This window comes from Neisseriaceae bacterium CLB008, assembly GCA_041228285.1.
GTDB lineage: Bacteria > Pseudomonadota > Gammaproteobacteria > Burkholderiales > Neisseriaceae > JAGNPU01.
This window is the reverse complement of the sequence record CP166133.1, coordinates 1,190,746-1,209,223: the sequence shown is the minus strand read 5'-3', so window position 1 is coordinate 1,209,223 and position 18,478 is coordinate 1,190,746. Positions and strand designations below refer to the sequence as shown.

The 18,478-nt window shown below is 49.5% G+C and carries 13 protein-coding genes and 1 tRNA gene; 8 read left to right on the top strand and 6 right to left on the bottom strand.

The annotated features are described in order from the left end of the window. Positions 1-21: 21 nt before the first annotated feature. The 6 genes from rpoZ to rpoD all read left to right on the top strand — a co-directional run bounded on the left by rpoZ (position 22) and on the right by rpoD (position 7,370). Positions 22-225 carry a DNA-directed RNA polymerase subunit omega gene (gene rpoZ, locus AB8Q18_05480; protein ID XDZ52507.1) on the top strand — a complete coding sequence of 68 codons (204 nt, stop codon included), beginning with the start codon at positions 22-24 and terminating at the stop codon, positions 223-225. 33 nt (positions 226-258) lie between these two features. Continuing rightward, positions 259-2,412: a bifunctional (p)ppGpp synthetase/guanosine-3',5'-bis(diphosphate) 3'-pyrophosphohydrolase gene (locus AB8Q18_05475; GenBank protein XDZ52506.1), complete on the top strand. Its 2,154-nt coding sequence runs from the start codon at positions 259-261 to the stop codon at positions 2,410-2,412. A 283-nt stretch (positions 2,413-2,695) separates the two neighbouring features. Further along, complete coding sequence (gene rpsU / locus AB8Q18_05470; GenBank protein XDZ52505.1) at positions 2,696-2,908, top strand: 30S ribosomal protein S21; 213 nt, start codon at positions 2,696-2,698, stop codon at positions 2,906-2,908. Between the two features lie 93 nt (positions 2,909-3,001). Next, on the top strand, positions 3,002-3,448 hold the full coding sequence (locus AB8Q18_05465) for a GatB/YqeY domain-containing protein (protein XDZ52504.1): 447 nt from the start codon (positions 3,002-3,004) through the stop codon (positions 3,446-3,448). A gap of 3 nt (positions 3,449-3,451) precedes the next feature. Further along, complete coding sequence (gene dnaG / locus AB8Q18_05460; protein XDZ52503.1) at positions 3,452-5,227, top strand: DNA primase; 1,776 nt, start codon at positions 3,452-3,454, stop codon at positions 5,225-5,227. 193 nt (positions 5,228-5,420) lie between these two features. After that, positions 5,421-7,370, top strand: coding sequence for an RNA polymerase sigma factor RpoD (rpoD, locus tag AB8Q18_05455; protein ID XDZ52502.1), 1,950 nt, complete (start codon positions 5,421-5,423; stop codon positions 7,368-7,370). A gap of 140 nt (positions 7,371-7,510) precedes the next feature. On the opposite strand, the gene AB8Q18_05450 is transcribed toward rpoD, so the two are convergent. The 4 genes from AB8Q18_05450 to AB8Q18_05435 all read right to left on the bottom strand — a co-directional run bounded on the left by AB8Q18_05450 (position 7,511) and on the right by AB8Q18_05435 (position 11,543). Next, positions 7,511-8,869 carry a hypothetical protein gene (locus AB8Q18_05450; GenBank protein ID XDZ52501.1) on the bottom strand — a complete coding sequence of 453 codons (1,359 nt, stop codon included), beginning with the start codon at positions 8,867-8,869 and terminating at the stop codon, positions 7,511-7,513. 62 nt (positions 8,870-8,931) lie between these two features. Further along, positions 8,932-9,183 carry a hypothetical protein gene (locus tag AB8Q18_05445; protein ID XDZ52500.1) on the bottom strand — a complete coding sequence of 84 codons (252 nt, stop codon included), beginning with the start codon at positions 9,181-9,183 and terminating at the stop codon, positions 8,932-8,934. Next, positions 9,176-10,213 carry an SPFH domain-containing protein gene (locus AB8Q18_05440; GenBank protein ID XDZ52499.1) on the bottom strand — a complete coding sequence of 346 codons (1,038 nt, stop codon included), beginning with the start codon at positions 10,211-10,213 and terminating at the stop codon, positions 9,176-9,178. The genes AB8Q18_05445 and AB8Q18_05440 overlap by 8 nt, the downstream gene beginning before the upstream one ends. A 16-nt stretch (positions 10,214-10,229) precedes the next feature. Further along, positions 10,230-11,543, bottom strand: a complete 1,314-nt coding sequence (locus tag AB8Q18_05435; protein XDZ52498.1) for a hypothetical protein — start codon at positions 11,541-11,543, stop codon at positions 10,230-10,232. A gap of 453 nt (positions 11,544-11,996) precedes the next feature. Here AB8Q18_05435 and AB8Q18_05430 point away from each other — a divergent pair. Further along, positions 11,997-12,073, top strand: a tRNA-Ile gene (locus AB8Q18_05430). A 315-nt stretch (positions 12,074-12,388) separates the two neighbouring features. Here the strand turns inward: AB8Q18_05430 and AB8Q18_05425 are convergent. Beyond that, positions 12,389-15,340 carry an autotransporter outer membrane beta-barrel domain-containing protein gene (locus tag AB8Q18_05425; GenBank protein XDZ52497.1) on the bottom strand — a complete coding sequence of 984 codons (2,952 nt, stop codon included), beginning with the start codon at positions 15,338-15,340 and terminating at the stop codon, positions 12,389-12,391. 823 nt (positions 15,341-16,163) lie between these two features. On the opposite strand from AB8Q18_05425, the gene AB8Q18_05420 reads away from it, so the two are divergent. Beyond that, positions 16,164-17,177, top strand: a complete 1,014-nt coding sequence (locus AB8Q18_05420) for a CNNM domain-containing protein (protein ID XDZ52496.1) — start codon at positions 16,164-16,166, stop codon at positions 17,175-17,177. A 235-nt stretch (positions 17,178-17,412) separates the two neighbouring features. Here AB8Q18_05420 and phnD read toward each other — a convergent pair whose 3' ends face one another. Continuing rightward, positions 17,413-18,432 carry a phosphonate ABC transporter substrate-binding protein gene (gene phnD, locus AB8Q18_05415; protein ID XDZ52495.1) on the bottom strand — a complete coding sequence of 340 codons (1,020 nt, stop codon included), beginning with the start codon at positions 18,430-18,432 and terminating at the stop codon, positions 17,413-17,415. Between the last annotated feature and the right edge of the window lie 46 nt (positions 18,433-18,478).

The following is an 18,478-nucleotide window of genomic DNA, read 5'->3' as shown; positions in this document are numbered from 1 at the left end:
AATATTACTGAAAGTACCCCTATGGCACGCATTACCGTAGACGATTGTTTGAACCGCATCCCTAATCGCTTTGACCTAACCTTAGCCGCTGCTTACCGCGCGCGCCAGGTTGCCAATGGTGCAACCCCACTGGTTGACGAAGCCCGCAACAAACCAACCGTGGTGGCCCTACGCGAAATCGCCGCCGGCCAAATTGGCGTTGAAATTCTAGACCGCAAAAAATAATCTAGACCTTTTCATTCCTATAAAGCTCACCACATGACGCAACACACACCTGCCCCCTTCGCGAACGCCGTCACGGATGCACGCGCTACGTTTTTTAAAGCGGTTGACTATCTGAAACCAGAAGACATCCGCTTGCTCGAGCACGCCTGTGACTATGCCACCGAAGCGCACGAAGGGCAGTATCGTAAAAGTGGTGAGCCTTACATTACCCATCCGATTGCGGTGGCCACGGAACTGGCCCATTGGCACCTCGACGCCCAAGGCCTTGCCGCCGCACTGATGCACGATGTATTGGAAGACACGGGCACCACCAAGAAGCAGCTGGCCGCCGAATTTGGCGACACCATTGCCGACTTGGTGGATGGCCTATCTAAGCTGGAAAAGCTAGAGTACGAAAACAAAGAGGCCCATCAGGCGGAAAACTTCCGCAAAATGGTGATGGCCATGGTCAAAGACGTACGCGTCATCATTGTGAAGCTGTCCGATCGCCTACACAATATGCGTACCCTAGACGTCATGAGGCCAGAAAAAAGGCGCCGCATAGCCAGTGAAACCCTGGAAATTTATGCCCCCATCGCCAACCGCATCGGCCTCAACCACGTTTACCGTGAACTGCAAGACCTGTCTTTTCGCAACATCTACCCCATCCGTTACGCCACCTTGGCCAAAGCGCTTAAAACCGCCCGCCAAAACCGCCGCGACGTGGTCGGTAAAATTTTACAGTCATTCAGCCAACGGCTGGTGACCTGCAACATCGAGGCCCAAATCCGTGGCCGCGAAAAAAACATTTACAGCATTTATAAGAAAATGCAAACCAAGAACCTCAGCTTCGGCGACGTCTTGGACATTTTCGGCTTTCGCATCATCGTCAACAGCATCCCTGCCTGCTACGTTGCTCTAGGCGCCCTGCACGGCCTGTACAAGCCCATTCCAGGCAAATTCAAAGACTACATCGCCATCCCTAAGGGCAATGGCTATCAAAGCCTACACACCACCCTATTTGGCCCTTATGGCGTGCCCATTGAAGTGCAAATCCGCACGCGCCAAATGGACGCCGTCGCAGAAGATGGCGTGGCCAGTCATTGGATGTACAAAACGCCTGATGAATCTATTGATGAGGCGACTCGCCGCACCAATCAGTGGCTGCAAAACGTGCTCGACATGCAGGCCCAAAGCGAAGACGCGGTCGAATTCCTCGAACACATCAAGGTGGATTTATTCCCCGACGAAGTGTATGTCTTTACGCCTAAAGGCAAGATCATGGTGCTGCCGCGTAACGCCACGCCTATTGATTTCGCCTACACCGTCCACACCGACATCGGCCATCATTGCGTGGCCGCACGCGTGAACTACAACCTAGTGCCGCTACGCACCATCTTACGTACCGGTGACACGGTTGAAATCATTACCTCGCCCACCTCGAATCCTAATCCAGCTTGGCTGAGCTTCGTGACCAGCGGCCGCGCCCGCAGCGCCATCCGTAGCCACCTCAAATCGATTAAGCGCACCGACGCCGTCGCCCTAGGTGAAAAACTACTGAATCAAGCCTTGAGCGCGCTCTTGCCGAAAAACGTCTTGCTGTCGGAAGACATTAAAGAAGCCTATTTAAAAGATTTAGCTGAAAAAGACACCACCTTCGAAGACGTCTTGCTCGACGTCGGCATGGGCCGCATCCTGCCGATCTTTGTCGCGCGCCATCTGGCCCAACTGGCCGGCGTGCATCTAGGTGAAGAAGTCAAGATGAGCCCCATCGTGGTCAACGGCTCCGAAAGTGGCAGCATGCAGATGGCTGGCTGTTGCCGCCCTATTCCAGGCGACCCTATTGTGGCCATCATCACCAAAGATCAAGGCTTGATCGTGCACCGACAAAATTGCCCTAATGCCGAAAAAGTAGACGTCAGCAAGCAAATTGACGCCAACTGGAAAGACGTCACCCCACGCCGCTACAACGCCAATCTCTTGGTGTCTGCCCAAGATGCACAAGGCCTACTGGCCGCCATGGCCTCGACCATTTCACGCCACAAGGCCAATATCGAATCGGTAGACACGCCCTCTGGCAAAAAAGCCGGCAGCGAAGGCTTTGTTGAATTCGAGTTTAAAGTGCAGGTCAGCAACCTCAAACAGCTGAACGCCATCATCCACGAATTAAACATCATCCCGCAGGTGCGCCGCGTGATCCGCCGTTAATTGTTGACAAAGCAGCCCAAAAAACTTAAAATCTCACCCTTAATATTTTAGATTTGGGCTGTTGGCGCTGGATTCATCCAGCCAAACACAGGCTCAGTACACATTATTCGCCCTTTTCGGTACAAAAAGAGACCGCAAAGGTGATTCGTTAGGGGGTGATTTTTAAACGGTTTAGGCTTTCCGACCCAATAAAAAAGCATGATTAATCGCTGTACCAAAACACCCTCACTTGTTTTGTGGTGTTGCCACAAAACTTTATTAACGAAGTACTTAAGGAAAAATTATGCCAGCAGTTCGCGTAAAAGAAAATGAGCCATTTGAAGTTGCGATGCGTCGCTTTAAACGTGGTGTTGAAAAAACCGGTCTTTTGACTGAACTACGTGCCCGTGAATTCTACGAAAAACCAACCGCAGAACGCAAACGCAAAAAAGCTGCTGCCGTTAAACGCCTACAAAAACGTTTACGCAGCCAAACTTTGCCACCAAAAATGTACTAAGAATCGCTCAGTATCAATACCGCAGGCTAGTCCTGCGGTTTTTCTGTTTGCCTTACCTCTGCATTACCCCCCGTTAACCTTTAGGAGTTCGTGATGACCACATTAAAAGCACAAATCAATGAAGACATGAAATCAGCCATGCGTGCCAAAGACACCCTAAAGCTCTCAACGGTACGCTTACTGCTAGCCGCCATCAAACAGCAAGAAGTCGACACCCGTGAAGACGTCAGCGATGAAGACGTGCTCAGCATCGTCACCAAAATGGTGAAGCAGCGTAAAGACTCTGCCAAAATCTACCAAGACGCCAACCGTCAAGACTTAGCCGACAAAGAATTGGCCGAGATCACCACCCTAGAAGCCTATCTACCTGAAGCCCTATCGAACGATGCCATTGCCGCCATCATCAGCGCCGCCATCGCCGAAAGCCAAGCCGAAGGCATGAAGGACATGGGCAAAGTCATGGCCATCGTCCGCCCCAAAGTGGTGGGCCAAGCCGACATGGGTGAAGTCAGCCGCCTGATCAAAGCCGCTTTAAACTAAGCCATGATCCCTAACGAGTTTATCGATGAGCTACTGGAAAAGGTAGACATCGTGGACATCATCGATGGTTACGTCCCCCTTAAAAAAGGGGGGCTTAACTATATGGCCTGCTGCCCATTCCATAAAGAAAAATCGCCCTCTTTTACCGTCAGCCCTACCAAGCAGTTTTACCACTGCTTTGGCTGTGGCGCCCACGGCAGCGCGATCAGCTTCTTAATGGAATACCAAGGCGCAAGCTTTGTCGATGCCGTTGGCCAACTGGCCGATCGTGTCGGCATGGTGGTGCCTAAACAGGTCGCTTCCTCGCCCGAGCAAGCTGCCCGCGCGCAAGAGCGCCGCGAACAAAAGAAAACCCTAGAGTCGACCACTGAACAGGCCGCCAGCCATTATCAAAAGCAGCTCAAGCAGAGCCAAACCGCAATTGAATACCTGAAAAAGCGCGGCCTAACCGGTCAAATTGCTGCTTATTACGGCCTGGGCTACGCCCCCGACGATTGGCAAACACTGGCTCAAAGCTTCAGTCCCTACCCAAACGAATACCTGATCGAATCTGGCTTAGTCATCAGCAAGGAAGACAAAAACTACGATCGCTTTCGCGACCGTATTATGTTTCCAATTCGCAACCAACGCGGTGCCGTGGTGGGCTTCGGCGGGCGCATCATCGGCCAGGGCGAGCCTAAATACTTAAACTCACCCGAAACGCCCTTATTTGAAAAAGGCAAAGAGCTATACGGCCTGTTTGAAGGCCGAGCCGCCATCAAAGAAGCCGGACGCGTTCTGGTGGTTGAAGGCTATATGGACGTGGTGGCGCTGGCTCAGTTCGAGGTTGGCTACGCCGTGGCGTCTTTGGGCACGGCCACCACCGCCGACCACATCAAACTGTTGATGCGCCAAAGCGACCAAATCTATTTTTGCTTTGACGGCGACAACGCCGGTAAAAAAGCCGCCTGGCGTGCGCTGGAAAATGCCTTACCGATGCTGCAAGACGGCAAAAGCCTGCATTTTCTCTTTTTACCAGAAGAGCACGATCCAGACAGCTACATCCGTGAATACGGCAAAGACGCTTTTGAAACCCAGCTGGTGAAGCACAGCCTGCCCTTGTCGAACTATTTTTGGCAACACCTCAGCAGCCTGGTCGACTTAAAAACCTCAGAAGGCAAAGCCGACTTCATCAAGCAAGCAACGCCTTTATTAAGCCAAATTAAAGCGCCCACGCTGAGCTTTTTGCTCAAGCAAAAAATCGCCAAGCTGGTCGACGTTGCTCAAGATGACTTAGAGCAACTCATTGGCCAACAGCCAAGCAAAAAGCAAAATGTCGGCTTTAAAAACTATCGCCTGCCCAAAACCACGTTTCGACAGCATCAAACCACGCCTTTAATCCATCGATTAATTAAGTGGCTCTTGATGAATCCGAAATGGGCCCAATATGTACTAATACCCGAGTACTTAATCGCAGAAGACGAACTGGCCTGCCTCATGACCTTGGCCGAAGCCGCCAAAGGCATGAATGATCAGGCCACCAGTGCCCGTCTGGTTGAGTATATGCGCCAAAGCGATTATGAAGATTTTCTGAATCAAATCCTCAAACAAGCCATACGCGAACGCGAAGAGTTCGAAGAACCCAAGGCCGAGGATGAAGAAAGTTTTATATTAGGCATCCAAAAACTCTTAAATGAGTTAAAATATAAGCAACTAGAACAACTCAAAAAGCATGCCAGAGAAAGGGCCTTAACCGAAAGCGAAGAACAGCTTTTATTGGCCCTCTTGATGTCGCATTAAGCTTAACGAAACCAGAAACACCCGCAGTTGTCTGACCGGCTGCCCTCGTGGCGGCCAACGTGTTTGAGTGGCCTGAATACAGAGTCGATTAAACCTGGCCAAGCCCAGCTTAATCCCGTGGTTTTACCACCCATTAGCCTCACTCAGCATGCAACAACTACACCACATAACCTTTCATTTTGGACAGGAAAATATGGCCAAGCCAATTAATGATAATGAAGTAGAAAACGACGTAGACGACAACAAGCCTTTAACGCCAGAAGAGCAGCGTCAGCGCTTACGTCACCTCATTGTGTTAGGTAAAGAACGTGGTTACATTACCCATTCTGAAATCAATGACCATTTACCGGACGACGTTTCTGACGCCGAACAAATCGAAAACATCATTGGCATGATTTCAGGTTTGGGCATTCAGGTGACGGAAGTCGCCCCTGACGCCGAATCCTTATTGATGAGCGACAGCACCGGCGTGACCGATGATGATGCCGTTGAAGAGGCAGAAGCCGCTTTATCGAGCGTGGATGCGGAATTTGGCCGCACCACCGACCCCGTGCGCATGTACATGCGTGAAATGGGTCAAGTCGACCTACTCACCCGCGAAGATGAAATCATCATCGCCAAAAAAATTGAACATGGCCTAAAAAACATGATTCAAGCCATCGCCGCCTGCCCAGGCTCTGTGGCTGAGATTCTGAGCCTAATGGAGCGCGTAGGCAACGACGAATTGAAAATCGATGACGTTGTCGAAGCGCTCATCGATCCTTCTGAAGAAATGGCGCCTGCAGCTGAAGCCGAGCCAGTTAAAGAAGAAAAAGAAGCCGCCACTGAAGAGGATGCACTAGAAGGCGACGAAGACGTCGACATGGAAGATGAGGAAGAGGAAGAAGACCCTGCCGCCATCGCCAGCGCCAACTTAGAAGAGCTTAAAGCCCGTTCACTAGAACACTTTAAAAATGTCCAAGTCCTATACGACGACATGATTAAAGCCCTAGAAAAAGGCTCAAGCAAAGACAAAAAATACGTTACCGCGCGCAACGACATCGCTGAAGAGCTGTCAAAAGTACGCTTCGCCACACGCCAAATTGAAAGCCTGTGCGAAAGCCTACGCGCCCGCGTCCAGCAAATTCGCGTGCTAGAACGTGAAATCATGACCATTTGCGTCAACCGCGTGGGCATGGACCGTGATTACTTCATCAAGCAGTTTAAAGATCAGCAAACTAATCTTGACTGGACCGATAAAGAAATCAACAAAGGCAAAGCTTGGGCCGATGCCCTAACCCGCTTTAAACACGGCATCATCGAACGTCAAACCGCCATCATGACTCTGGAAGAAGAAGCCCAGCTGTCTATGCATGAGCTAAAAGACATCAACAAAAACATGGCCGCCGGCGAGCGTGAAACCAACGCCGCCAAGCAAGAAATGATTCAGGCCAACTTGCGCTTGGTGATTTCGATTGCCAAAAAATACACCAACCGTGGCCTACAGTTCTTGGATCTGATTCAAGAAGGCAACATCGGTTTGATGAAAGCGGTAGACAAGTTTGAATACCGTCGTGGCTACAAATTCTCGACCTACGCCACCTGGTGGATTCGTCAGGCCATTACCCGCTCGATCGCCGACCAAGCACGCACCATCCGTATTCCGGTGCACATGATCGAAACCATCAACAAGATGAACCGTATTGCCCGTCAATTCCTGCAAGAAAATGGCGTAGATGCAGAACCGGCAGAATTGGCCGAACTCATGGACATGCCGGAAGACAAAATCCGCCGCATCATGAAGATCGCCAAAGAGCCGATTTCGATGGAAACCCCCATCGGCGATGACGACGATTCACACTTGGGCGACTTTATTGAAGACCAAAACAACACGGCACCGGCAGACGCCGCCATGTATTCTGGCCTACGTGAAGTGACTAAAGAAATCTTAGAAAGCCTCACCCCGCGTGAAGCCAAGGTTTTACGCATGCGTTTCGGCATCGACATGAATACCGACCACACCCTAGAAGAGGTCGGCAAGCAGTTTGACGTGACGCGCGAGCGGATTCGTCAAATCGAAGCCAAAGCCTTACGTAAACTGCGTCACCCAACGCGTTCTGAGCGTCTAAAAAGCTTCTTAGACAGCGAAGACAACAAGCAGTAAAGCACCACAACGCAAAAGCGTCGCAACTTAACCGTTGCGACGCTTTTTTATGGGCGCTTACAGCAGCATCGCCACCGACCCATGCTCACATAAAAAAACAGGCGCCGCCATAATGGGCCTCGCCTGTCTTAACCTCACCCTCAGGGCTGAAACGTTCTCACCACCTCACCCTTTAAATCAACCAGTACGCTGGGCTTATTGACATTGGCAATGATTAAAAAACCATTATTTAAACCTTCTGCCGTCACATAAGTGCCATTGCGGTCAATGCCGGGAAAATCTTTAATCGGCCGGCTCCACACCACATCGCCCGACGCCTTATCAATCACCTGTAAAAAACGATCAGCCTCGGAAGGCGTGGCGTCAAAGCGCAGCAACACCTGAGACGCATTCTGTGCCAAAACTTCCTCATTGAAATACACCTTACCGGGCGTCATCTCCACCATCTCATGATAGGCATGACCCCAGCGCGAAAACACGGCATAGCCAGTACTCAAGCGCAGCAACTGCTGTGACCGACCAATCCAAAACTCATCCGTTTTGGGATCGTAAATATCCACATAGCCCTCTCGATAAGGGCCGCCATTGTGCTGAGGCAACGTGCCTTTCAACAGGTATTTACCCGCCTGCTTTCTTTGTGAAGAGCTGTTTACTTCTTTAAAGAAATAATGCGGCATCCACTGCTGCTCACGCGCTAAAGCCTTCACATTGGCCTCACCCGCATCATACTTATCCGACGCCAAGATCAACCGATCCAACACCGGATAATAAACGTACTCGATGCCGCTGTTGCTCAACAACTCTAAACACGCACCGTCAAGACCACCATAACAGGCTTTGACCTTGCTGATGCCGGCACTTAAAGCCTGAGGATGCGCCGTTTGAATCGCCTGGTTCATGGCCTCAAACTCACGACTGACTGGATTAAACCGATACGCCTCAGCCTCCAACATCACCGCATACAGCTCGCCATTGGGTAAGCGCTTAAAGCGGACAGGCTGGCTGGTTCTGGGCTGGGCAATGACCAGCCGTTGCTGAGCTGAATCATCCTCCTTCGTCAGAGAGGACACCATGATGATGATTTCTGGCGTGTCCTCGCGGCTGCCACTCGTCGGCTCTGCCGCCGTAATCAACCAAGCAGGGCCATCTACCTCTTGATACACCGTGGTGGCCACGATCCTGCTGCGATCGATTGCGCTTTGGTAAGCCGCCTGCTGCTTCGAGGCAGGCTTACTTTGCCAAGCACCTAAGCCACCCAACAGCACAACCACGGCAGCGATCAACACAAGAAAAATCCAGACCTTGTGCTTCAGCTGGCTGAACCGATCCAGCAGCTTCTGATCAATCGTGTGGGTCACCACATGCTGCTTCGGTGCCTTACTGTTCAAAATCACAAACTCCGCCTCACAGCTGAGGCAGACGTAGTGATTCGGCTTCGGACTAGACTGCTTAGTGCTGCCACATTGCGGGCATTTTATGGTATTAATTTTAAATGACATGATTTTCTATCTAACACTCGTGAATCGGGCCGGCATACAGCCACACAAAATTCAAAACTGACTTAAGGATTGTCCTTTTTAACCGCAACCCCCGCCTGAGCGCCGTCCGTCTTGCCTCGATTCAGAAAAAAAGCGCACACGCTGATCAACACCACCCAAGCCAGTATCGCCACCAAAAGGCTCAACACCACGGGCAATACAGGCACCGAACCAAACAAGGCCACGCCCCATATGCTCGCCCCCAGCCAGCCCAACAGCACCAACACCAGGCTGATGATCAGCAGCGCCAAAACCAACTGTAAGCATTTAATCATGTTGTCCTCCCATGAGTTGATCCAAAATCTGTTGGCGCCGCTGTTGATACTCAGCTTCCGTAATTAACTCAGTATCGAATAGCTGCTTTAAAGCTAAAAGCTGGCGCGTCTCGGCGAACAACGGAGCCTTAGAGGCTTCGACAGCGCCATCAGTCGTCGGCGCTGCCGGAGTCTTATTAAAGGCCTGCCCCAACTGCATGCCCACGCCAAACTGTAGGCCGGCACCAGCCAAGCCCCCTTCATTCTTAGCCGCGTCCCGCATCGCCCGCAGCTGCTCTAAATCAACATAGCTTAAATTAGCCTGCTGCGCCGCAAACTGGTCCACCGCCACATCGGCAATCCGACCAATGCGCGCCTGCGTTTGCGCATCAAACTGCGTGCCCATGATGTGAAAAGATGATAAGGCCAATCCCCAATCGGCAACCAAATCACTCAATACCGTCCCAATCTGAGCAGAAAGCATCGGCAGCTGCGCATCGATTTGGCCATAATGTAGCCGCTGCTGCGCAATGTGGCCAATCAGCAGGCCTTGCATTTGATCCACCAACATACTTTTAATGGTTTCGGTGCGCACCTCAGCCTGTGCGCCCAGTACGCCGTTTAATAAACGCTCAGGGTCGCAGATCTTGAAATCAAACACGCCATTCAAGCCCAGCTCAACCGGCGTTTGGTACACAGGGTCAACGTATTTAATCGTCTGCGCCGTGCCCCAGGCCTGATTCACCATCGTCGTGGTCCTGAAAAAATACAGCGCCAGCTTGTGTTCACTCTCAAACAGCTGGTAAGACTTTAACAGCGTGGTCACGAAAGGATGGTTGTCGGTTTTTAAAGCGTAGCTGCCACTGTCTAACAGCACATCGACTAATTGCCCCTCATACACCAAAGCACAGCCCTGGCCAGGTGACAACAACAGCTGTGATGCCTGCTTGATTTCATCGTTAGGGTGCGGCCATTTCTGCCACATCAAGCCTAAATCAGCCTCATCCCACTGGATCACGCTGGCAAATTGTTTTTTAATAAATCCAAACATGCTGCTTCCTTTATCATTATTTCTTTAAGACACGCACAATCTGACCGGCATGATCAATCAGCACGCTGGGCGTGGTGCCCTTATCCAGCAGTAAAAAACCATCGCTATAGGCCTCTGCCGTCATGGCCCCATCCCGATGCGCCAAGCTGACAAAATCAGCCAACGGCCGTTGCCACACCACTTGACCCGTCTGCCTATTCAGGCCTCGCAAAAAGCTTTCCTTACCCGCAGGCGAGGCATCAAACCGCAGCAAGGCCTGTCCTTCGCCCTGCGCTAAAACCTTGGCCTCAAAATAGCGCTGCCCCGGCGTGACTTCTGCCACGGCCTCATTATGTTGTCCTTCTGTGCCGTATACCGCATAGCCATCGCTTAAGGTGGCTAAATACGGCAAAGACGCCACCGCCGCCGCATCGCTACTGGGCTTAAAAATCGCCACGTCGGCCAGACGATAAGGCCCGCCATTATAAGGTGGCCGCAACGTCCTTAACAGCACCGAGCCGTCTTGCGGCGCCTGAGACTGCTTATGCACCCAGGCAAAGAAATAGTGCGGCTGCCGCTGTGTTTGCTGGCTCAACGCGGCCACATTGGCCTGGCCTGCCGCATAGTCATCCGCCTGCAACACCAGCTGATTCACCATAGGGTAATACACGTAGCGCACGCCGGCATTACTCATCACCATCAAGCACGCCCGCTCCTCAGCACCGTGGCAGGCCGCCATCTTACTGATGCCTAGGCCTAAAGCCTCTGGAAAGCTTTTGATTAAGGCTGGATTAATCGCCTCAAATTCATGGCGAGTCGGCTCAAAACGATAGCCCATCTGCCCTAATAAAACGGCATAGAGTTCGCCCTGAGGCAAACGCTTAAACTCAACAGATTCCCCCGTCTTCGCGCCTGTTACAATCAAAGACTGCTGCGCACGCTGAGCCCCAGACGCCAAGTCCGACACCGTCATCACAATCGTGTGCGCCCGGCTCTCAGCGCCCGTCCTAGCCATACTTGCACCAATCAGCAAAGCCTCGCCATGATGAGGCTGATAAACGCTGGCCGCCAGCGACTGGCTTTGGCCGGCCATCACCGCAGGTGCCTGAGGCTGATCAGAACGGCTTAGCCACCCCACCAGCACAACGACCACAGTCAATGCCAAACCAGTCAACAGCACCAACCACACCAGCTTGTTTTTAAAGCGCCGCAGGCCATCCAAGACACCCTGATCTATCGTGTGCGTCACCACATGTTGCTTCGGTGCCGCAGGATCATCTACCACAAACTGTGCCTGACAGCTCAGGCAAACGTAGTGGCCATCCAGACCCGGCTGCCGAGCGTGCTTCACGCTGCCGCATTGCGGACATTTTATGGGCTTAATTTTAAATGACATAGTATACAATTTGAAATAGGCCACATGACCAAAATAAAATAGGCGGCCACTGCCGTAGCCGCCTAGTCAGAATTATAACCCGACCACGCCCTCCTGCCTAAAACTATAGGCAACCACAATCAGATCGCCATGCAGCCAGCGCGAGTAGCCATCACAACAGCCCCTTAAACGAGTTGCCATCCCACACGGCGGAGCCCAAAGGCCTTTTTTAAGATCATCTTCGGCTAACGCAAGCCCACCTCTAGACCGTTAAGAAAAGCTAAACGTTTGATCTAGCAGCCATCACCTACCCAGAAGACCAAGAGCTATGGGTTTAAACCATAAAACAGTTTGAAACCGCATTCATTCATGTTAAAATACGGCCTCTTTTTGGTGATCCGGCAACACGCCGAATCCCTTTCCCAGAAAGGGCCCGTAGCTCAGTTGGTTAGAGCAGAGGACTCATAATCCTTTGGTCATCGGTTCAAGTCCGATCGGGCCCACCACACAACCTATTGAATAATATCAAAACCATTACTCAATATACAGCATAAACATATCACTTTTGTTCTACACAAGGGTGCTTGTTCTACACTTCTCTGTCTACATCCATTTTCGTTGGCTGCACCAGCTTACCTTTTCTAGGCCGAACATACTTAGAACTCATGCTTGCATTCTTATGCCCCAGCAGTAGAAAAAACTCTGACGCGCGTGAGATTTAAGCAATTAGGGGCACAAAAAAACCAAACTTTGCCTCCGCGAAGGTACAAAGTCTGGCTTCATTTCAGATCATACAATCATCTAAAAATATAAAAGACCTACTACCACAGATGCTTCACTCCCAACTGTAAGCCTGTTTGGCGATAGCTTTCACTGCCCACATGATAAGACAAGCGGCCAAAGACATCGGTTGACTTCGATACTTTAGCATTTAAGCCTACGCTGGTCGCCATCACATTACGCGGCGTGATGTCACTGGTACGGGTGTCGTTAAACATCATGTGCGATGTTTTAGGCAAACGCCAGTAGTTTAACTCAGCAAACGGCTCTAGCTGTGTCCCATTGGGACGGGTCATCGCAGCTTTAAAGCGCACACCTAAACGGTAAGCCGTAAAGTTATCATCCTGATCATGCACTGAGGTTTTAGTGGATTCCTCAACCTCATCCCCTGTGAACTTAGACCAAGTCACTTGCGCTTGAGGCTGAATATAGTAGCGAGTGTCTTCATTTTGCGCAATCATCACGCCATAGCCCGTTTCAACCGAGGCCGATAGGCTACGAGAGTCATACTTCTCTTCTTTAAGGCCCGTGCCTTTTACTTTATTTTTAAACCACCCCTGCATTAACCAACCATCAACATAAGCGCCAACCTCTGGATCAGGGGTTTGTTGCCAAGTCGCGTATGCACCCAAGTTATAGCCTTGGACTTTGCCTTCTGCCTTGAGTCGTTCATTTTTGGTTTTGCTCTTACCGTCACTCACCAAGGCCATGGCGCCTAAGCTTAAGTGGCTCTCGTTATCAAAGGTGCGTTGCCATACGTCAGAACCAAAATGAATCATGCTGCTGTTCATTTTGCGGCGAAAACCAAACTGATTATCAAACCGTTCTTGTTGATGCGCCGCACGAACCCAAACTGTCTCACCTGGACCCCTTGCCTCTTGGCGCTCTTGCCAACGATGACGTTGCATGGCCACCGCCATTTGCCTATTGGCAAAGTAAGCATCTACTTCAGGACGATAAGTTGTCGGCTTTACCGGATCGACGGGGTCTACCGGATCGACTGGGTCTACCGGATCTATCGCCGTTAAGTTTGAATTCAAATACCAACTTTCAGCATCGCCACCCTTACCCCCTTTGTTCAAGTGGTAATCATAAGCACCAGCAACAATAGTGGGCGCCTTATCCCCTCGATATCCATCCGACAATGGATCAAGGATAAAAGCCGTGGCTTCAGTGCTGGCACCTTCTAAGGTTTCCACCACTTTAATCCCCACTTGAGTTTGTGCCCCTTCGCCTCCCCGTTTTTTGATTCTCAGCCTCGTTTCACCAATGGCCTGCGCACCCTGACCTGTCAACACGACCTTGTCCGTTTGCGCCGCATCATCACCCAACTCTGTCCAAAGTTGAATCACGCTATTTGTGCTGGTTAAAGCCCCAGCAATCAACAATGCCCGAGACTGTGACTGCAATGGCTGGGTAAAGGCCACCAGGCTCTGATCTAGGCTTAAGGTCGTCACGTTAGCCGCCTCGGGTAGCTGCCACTCACTCTGATTTTGTAACAGAACATGCGACTGCGTGCCAACGCTGGTACTGGCCTTACCCTGTAACAATGAATGGTCAGCGCTCAAATGTAGCTGGGTTTGTTTTGCAGCGTTACTCCCAGCAAGCACCTGAAACAGGCCTTGTTGGCCAGTGAGTACGCTTTGATCCGTTACCGTTGCCTCAAACACCCCACCACCAGCCACTTTCAGCGCATAATCTTGCTGGCTTTTAACCAAAGAACCTTTGATCTGGGCCTGGTTCTTATCTGTCGTCATAGCGCCGGCATAAATAGCGGCGGTACTGGCGCCAGTCGTGATCACTTCAGCCTTATTTAAATACAACTGGGCCCCTTCGGCCAGCGCCACACCATAGGCCAGCCGACCAGCCGTAGTCAGGCGAGAATCCACCAAACCAAACGTACCGCCTACTAAAGCGGAGACTCCATACGATTGTTCGCCCGTGGTCGAGATGATCGAGCCCCCCGTTACGTTCACTTCAGCGCATTCTCTCCCATAACACTCACCCACCCGTACCCCGTGGGTGCGATTACCCATGGTACGCAAATTCGAGGCTTCAGCGTCGATTTTGCCACCATCGGTGGTATATAAGGCCGCTGAACCACGGGTATCAGTGCCTGTCACGTTAACATCGACGGTTTTGAGTTGAGCATAGCCATTACGCACCCTCACCCCATCACTCCACTCATCGGAACGGCGGGTGTCAATAGTTAGTTGCTCTAAGTAAGCTTTTGCATCCAGCCCATCCACATACACCCCAATGCCTCCACGCTTGCCATGCTCTCCAGTGGTCTCTAAACGCCCACCCTGCCAGGTCACCTCTGCATCCCCCTTCACCCGTATGCCGACGTTGCCGGACACTACGTTTGTGTTGGTTAAATACAGCTTACTCCCCACCCCGCCAATGTTAATAGCCGTGCTCTCATCCGACAAAGTGGTGAAGTCTGAGTCGCCAAACCTTGCAACAATCCCCCTTGACAGCGACAGCGCACCGCTCTCCGCCAATACCGACACCTTACGGCCGGTTAACTGGGTTTTTTCTGTATCGCTCTGGGCTTTATTGCCTTGTGCCGTAATTCCGTAGCGTTGATTAAATGTCTGTTGTTGATACTGCTTTTCCGTACTTTGGGTCTCGCCTAAAAACTGGGCCTGGTCAAATTTAAGCACCACCTCATCCAAAACCACTTGGCTCTTCTCCGTACCCACCTCGGAATCATCAATTTCCAAGCCGGACTCTAAGGCGTTAATTAAGCTGTGGCTTAGGTTTAAGTCAGACCGTTTGACCTGTACCCCGATGCCATCAGCAATGACATCTAGCTGTCGAGCTTCTAGCTGCGCGCGCTTTTGCCCATTCCCTACTTGAATCCCAATGGTGTTCTTATAAACCGTGCCATTGTCATCATAAATCCACACCAATGTTCGAGTATCGGCAGGTAGACCATACTTATCCAAGTCGGCAGCTTGATTGATGCGGGTATGAGATTGGTCATACAAGGCCAATGCTGGTCTCGACCCTAGCGTAGGCTCCCAATCGAAATCATGACCACGCACTTTAATTACGCCCCCTAATCCGATTAACGTCGTGCCATCATCTTTCACCATACTAGGTTCAGAAATGGACCATATATCACCCTGCCAAAGATTTTCGCCCCCTCCATGCCAAACCAAAGCCTGGGCAGAAGGTATAAAACACCCTAAAACCGTCAACGGAAAAATCTGTTGTAAGCATCTGCTCAATGTCTTCTTTTTCATATTTTTCCTATTCAATTAAGGAGTTAAAAATATTTATTTTATACACTCCGCACAAAAAAACAATACTTACAGATCTTTACGACGTTTATTTAAAAAATAAGCTAATACACTATACCTTCTAGCGCTTCTATAGGTCGTAGGCATGCCTACTGCACTCCAACCATAGCTAGTCATGACTCACATTTAGGCTTATTTTGAGGGCCAATGCCGACAACACCAAAAAACAACAATAGCAAGATGCTCTACTTCATCGCCTATTTAAAAAAATACAATGTTATGTGCAACTATGTCTCCGGGCCATTACATATATATTTACATTTTCACTTAAGCTCAACGTTCAAAAAGACAGGCTTCGCACCCTTTAGGGTACAAAGCCTGTCTTCGTTTTAAATCAGATTAACGTTTAAAATAAGAACCCAAGGCTCACCTTTGCTGCAGGTTTATATCCATGATTCACCACCGAGCTATAAAACCTCTATCAACGCAGTAGCGTGTCATTAATCTGTCACATTTAATGTGTATATGTATAGCCCCCTTAATACTGAATAAAACATCATCCTCTACTATGCTCTTACTGGTTATATTTATCATTGGCTCAATCAGCATTTCATTTGTGTGTTCCATTCTTGAAGCCACGCTGTTATCCATCACGCCCAGCTTCATATCCCAAAAAAAATGGGATGACCCTATTCTATACAATCGGCTTAGTAAGCTTAAAGATCATATAGACCGCCCTTTGGCTGCCATTCTCACCCTAAATACAATTGCCCATACCGTTGGCGCTGCCGGTGTAGGCGCACAGGTTACAAAAATATGGGGGAATGGGTATTTAGGCGCAGCATCAGCCATCATGACCATTCTCATTTTGGTTTTATCTGAAATCATACCTAAAGTATTAGGTACCAAATATTGGCGAAGCTTAGCCGCTTACTTACCTGCCATTTTGAATCCTGCTATTTTTATCCTCATGCCTTTCATTGTAGTTTCAGACTTAATAATGAAGCTGATTGGCAGTAATATAGATGATTCTGACTTACGTCAGGAGATTAAATCATTAAGCTTATTAGCAAAAGAGTTAAATAAAATTGATGCTGAGGAACAACGTGTTATTGCCAATATCATCGACTTACATGAAGTCAATATTAAATCCATCCTCACTCCTCGTACTGTCTGTACTGTTATTAAGCCAGGCCAAACTGTTAAGGAGTTCCTCTCTGTCATAAAACATCACCAATTTTCACGTTACCCGGTCATCGATGACAATGAAGAACCAGCAGGTATTCTTTTTAGGCACTCAGCCATAGGTAAAGATTTAGAAACACCTGTGTTAAGCCTTACTAAACCAGCAATCATTGCTCCAGCAAGCATTGATGCAGAATCACTCATGCGCAGGTTCATCAAGGAACAACAACACATGGCCCTAATTTACGATGAGTACGGTAGTTGGCTGGGATTAGTGACATTAGAAGATATTATTGAAAAAATATTAGGTGAGCCTATTTTAGATGAAACCGATACTATTACTGACATGAGGATGCTGGCGCTCAAAAAATGGGAAGCGCGCTCAAGAAAATCTTGACGACCAAAGTAACTAATCCAGCTTGATTGCTCCCTTTGAAGCGCTAAGATCCTCACCTTTTAAATTTCAAACATTAGGAATATTAAAAAATAATAAAAATTAGGCTTTACCCCCTACTAAATAAATCAGCATAAAAAGTATATTAATTTTGTGCATACCCCCAAAAACCTGTTCAGCCTTACATTAGGCGGAAACAGGTTTTTTGGGGTTCGCCTTTCGGCTAAAGCAGCTATCTTTACTGAGCCGCTTGCGTCTGCTTTTGTTTAAAAGCTTCTAACTCACGGATAGAATCTAATTGACTATTGTCTGATGCTTTAAATTTAGACCAACCCAATGTCGCCATCACCGCTTTTTGTTCTGATGTGTCCCCATAGCCTAGAATAAAGGTTTTAATCTTGGCCTGTAATTCTGGCGACAAGCCCTTACGTAGCACCAATGGATCAGACTCAATCGTTGGCGAGGTCCAAATTACTTTTAGTTGATCTATGATCTGGGGCTGCTTTTTTTGCATTAATAGCCAGTTACTGTTACTGAAAGTGCCTACGTCCACTTGCTTATTGGCCACCGCCATGGCGTTGCTTTCATGGTTGGCGTTGACGGTGCGTTTAAAAATTTGATTAGCTTGCACATTATTTTTACCAAACACGTAATAGCCTGGTACTAAATTACCAGAGGTCGAATTAGGGTCGCCATTGGCAAAGGTCAGCTCATTGGCTTTGGCCAACATATCTTTTTCTGAGCTAATAGGACTGTCTTTATGGGCAATCAACAAGCTATGATAACCCGTCGTACCATCGTCATATACTACTTGAGCAAAGACTTCGCCATTGGCGCGATCCACCGCTTCCATGGCTGATTTATTGCCAAACCAAGCCAAATCCACTTTATCAAAACGCATGCCTTGAATAACCCCCGCGTAGTCAGAAGCAAAGAATGGCTTCACTTCTACCCCGATAGCAGCGCTCATATCGGCCAATAGCGGCGTCCATGACTGTTTTTGATTTTGTGATGACTCGGTGCTGATGATGCCAAAATTCACCGTTTGTGGCATTTCCGAAGCTATTTTTTCGCCGCCGCCTTGTACTGCAGTGCCTTGGGGGCTGCACGCCATCAAACTGAAGACGGCAACTGATACGAAACCCCATTGGGCCACTTTGCTTACTTGCTTAAACAACATTCTGATTCCTTCATCTTGATGAATAAAATTAACGGATGACACAATAAGCCTGCCCAACACTCTTGGTGTGTTCGTCAAACCGACGCTGACTATCAGCCTAGGGTTTTAATGTCTAAATCAATGT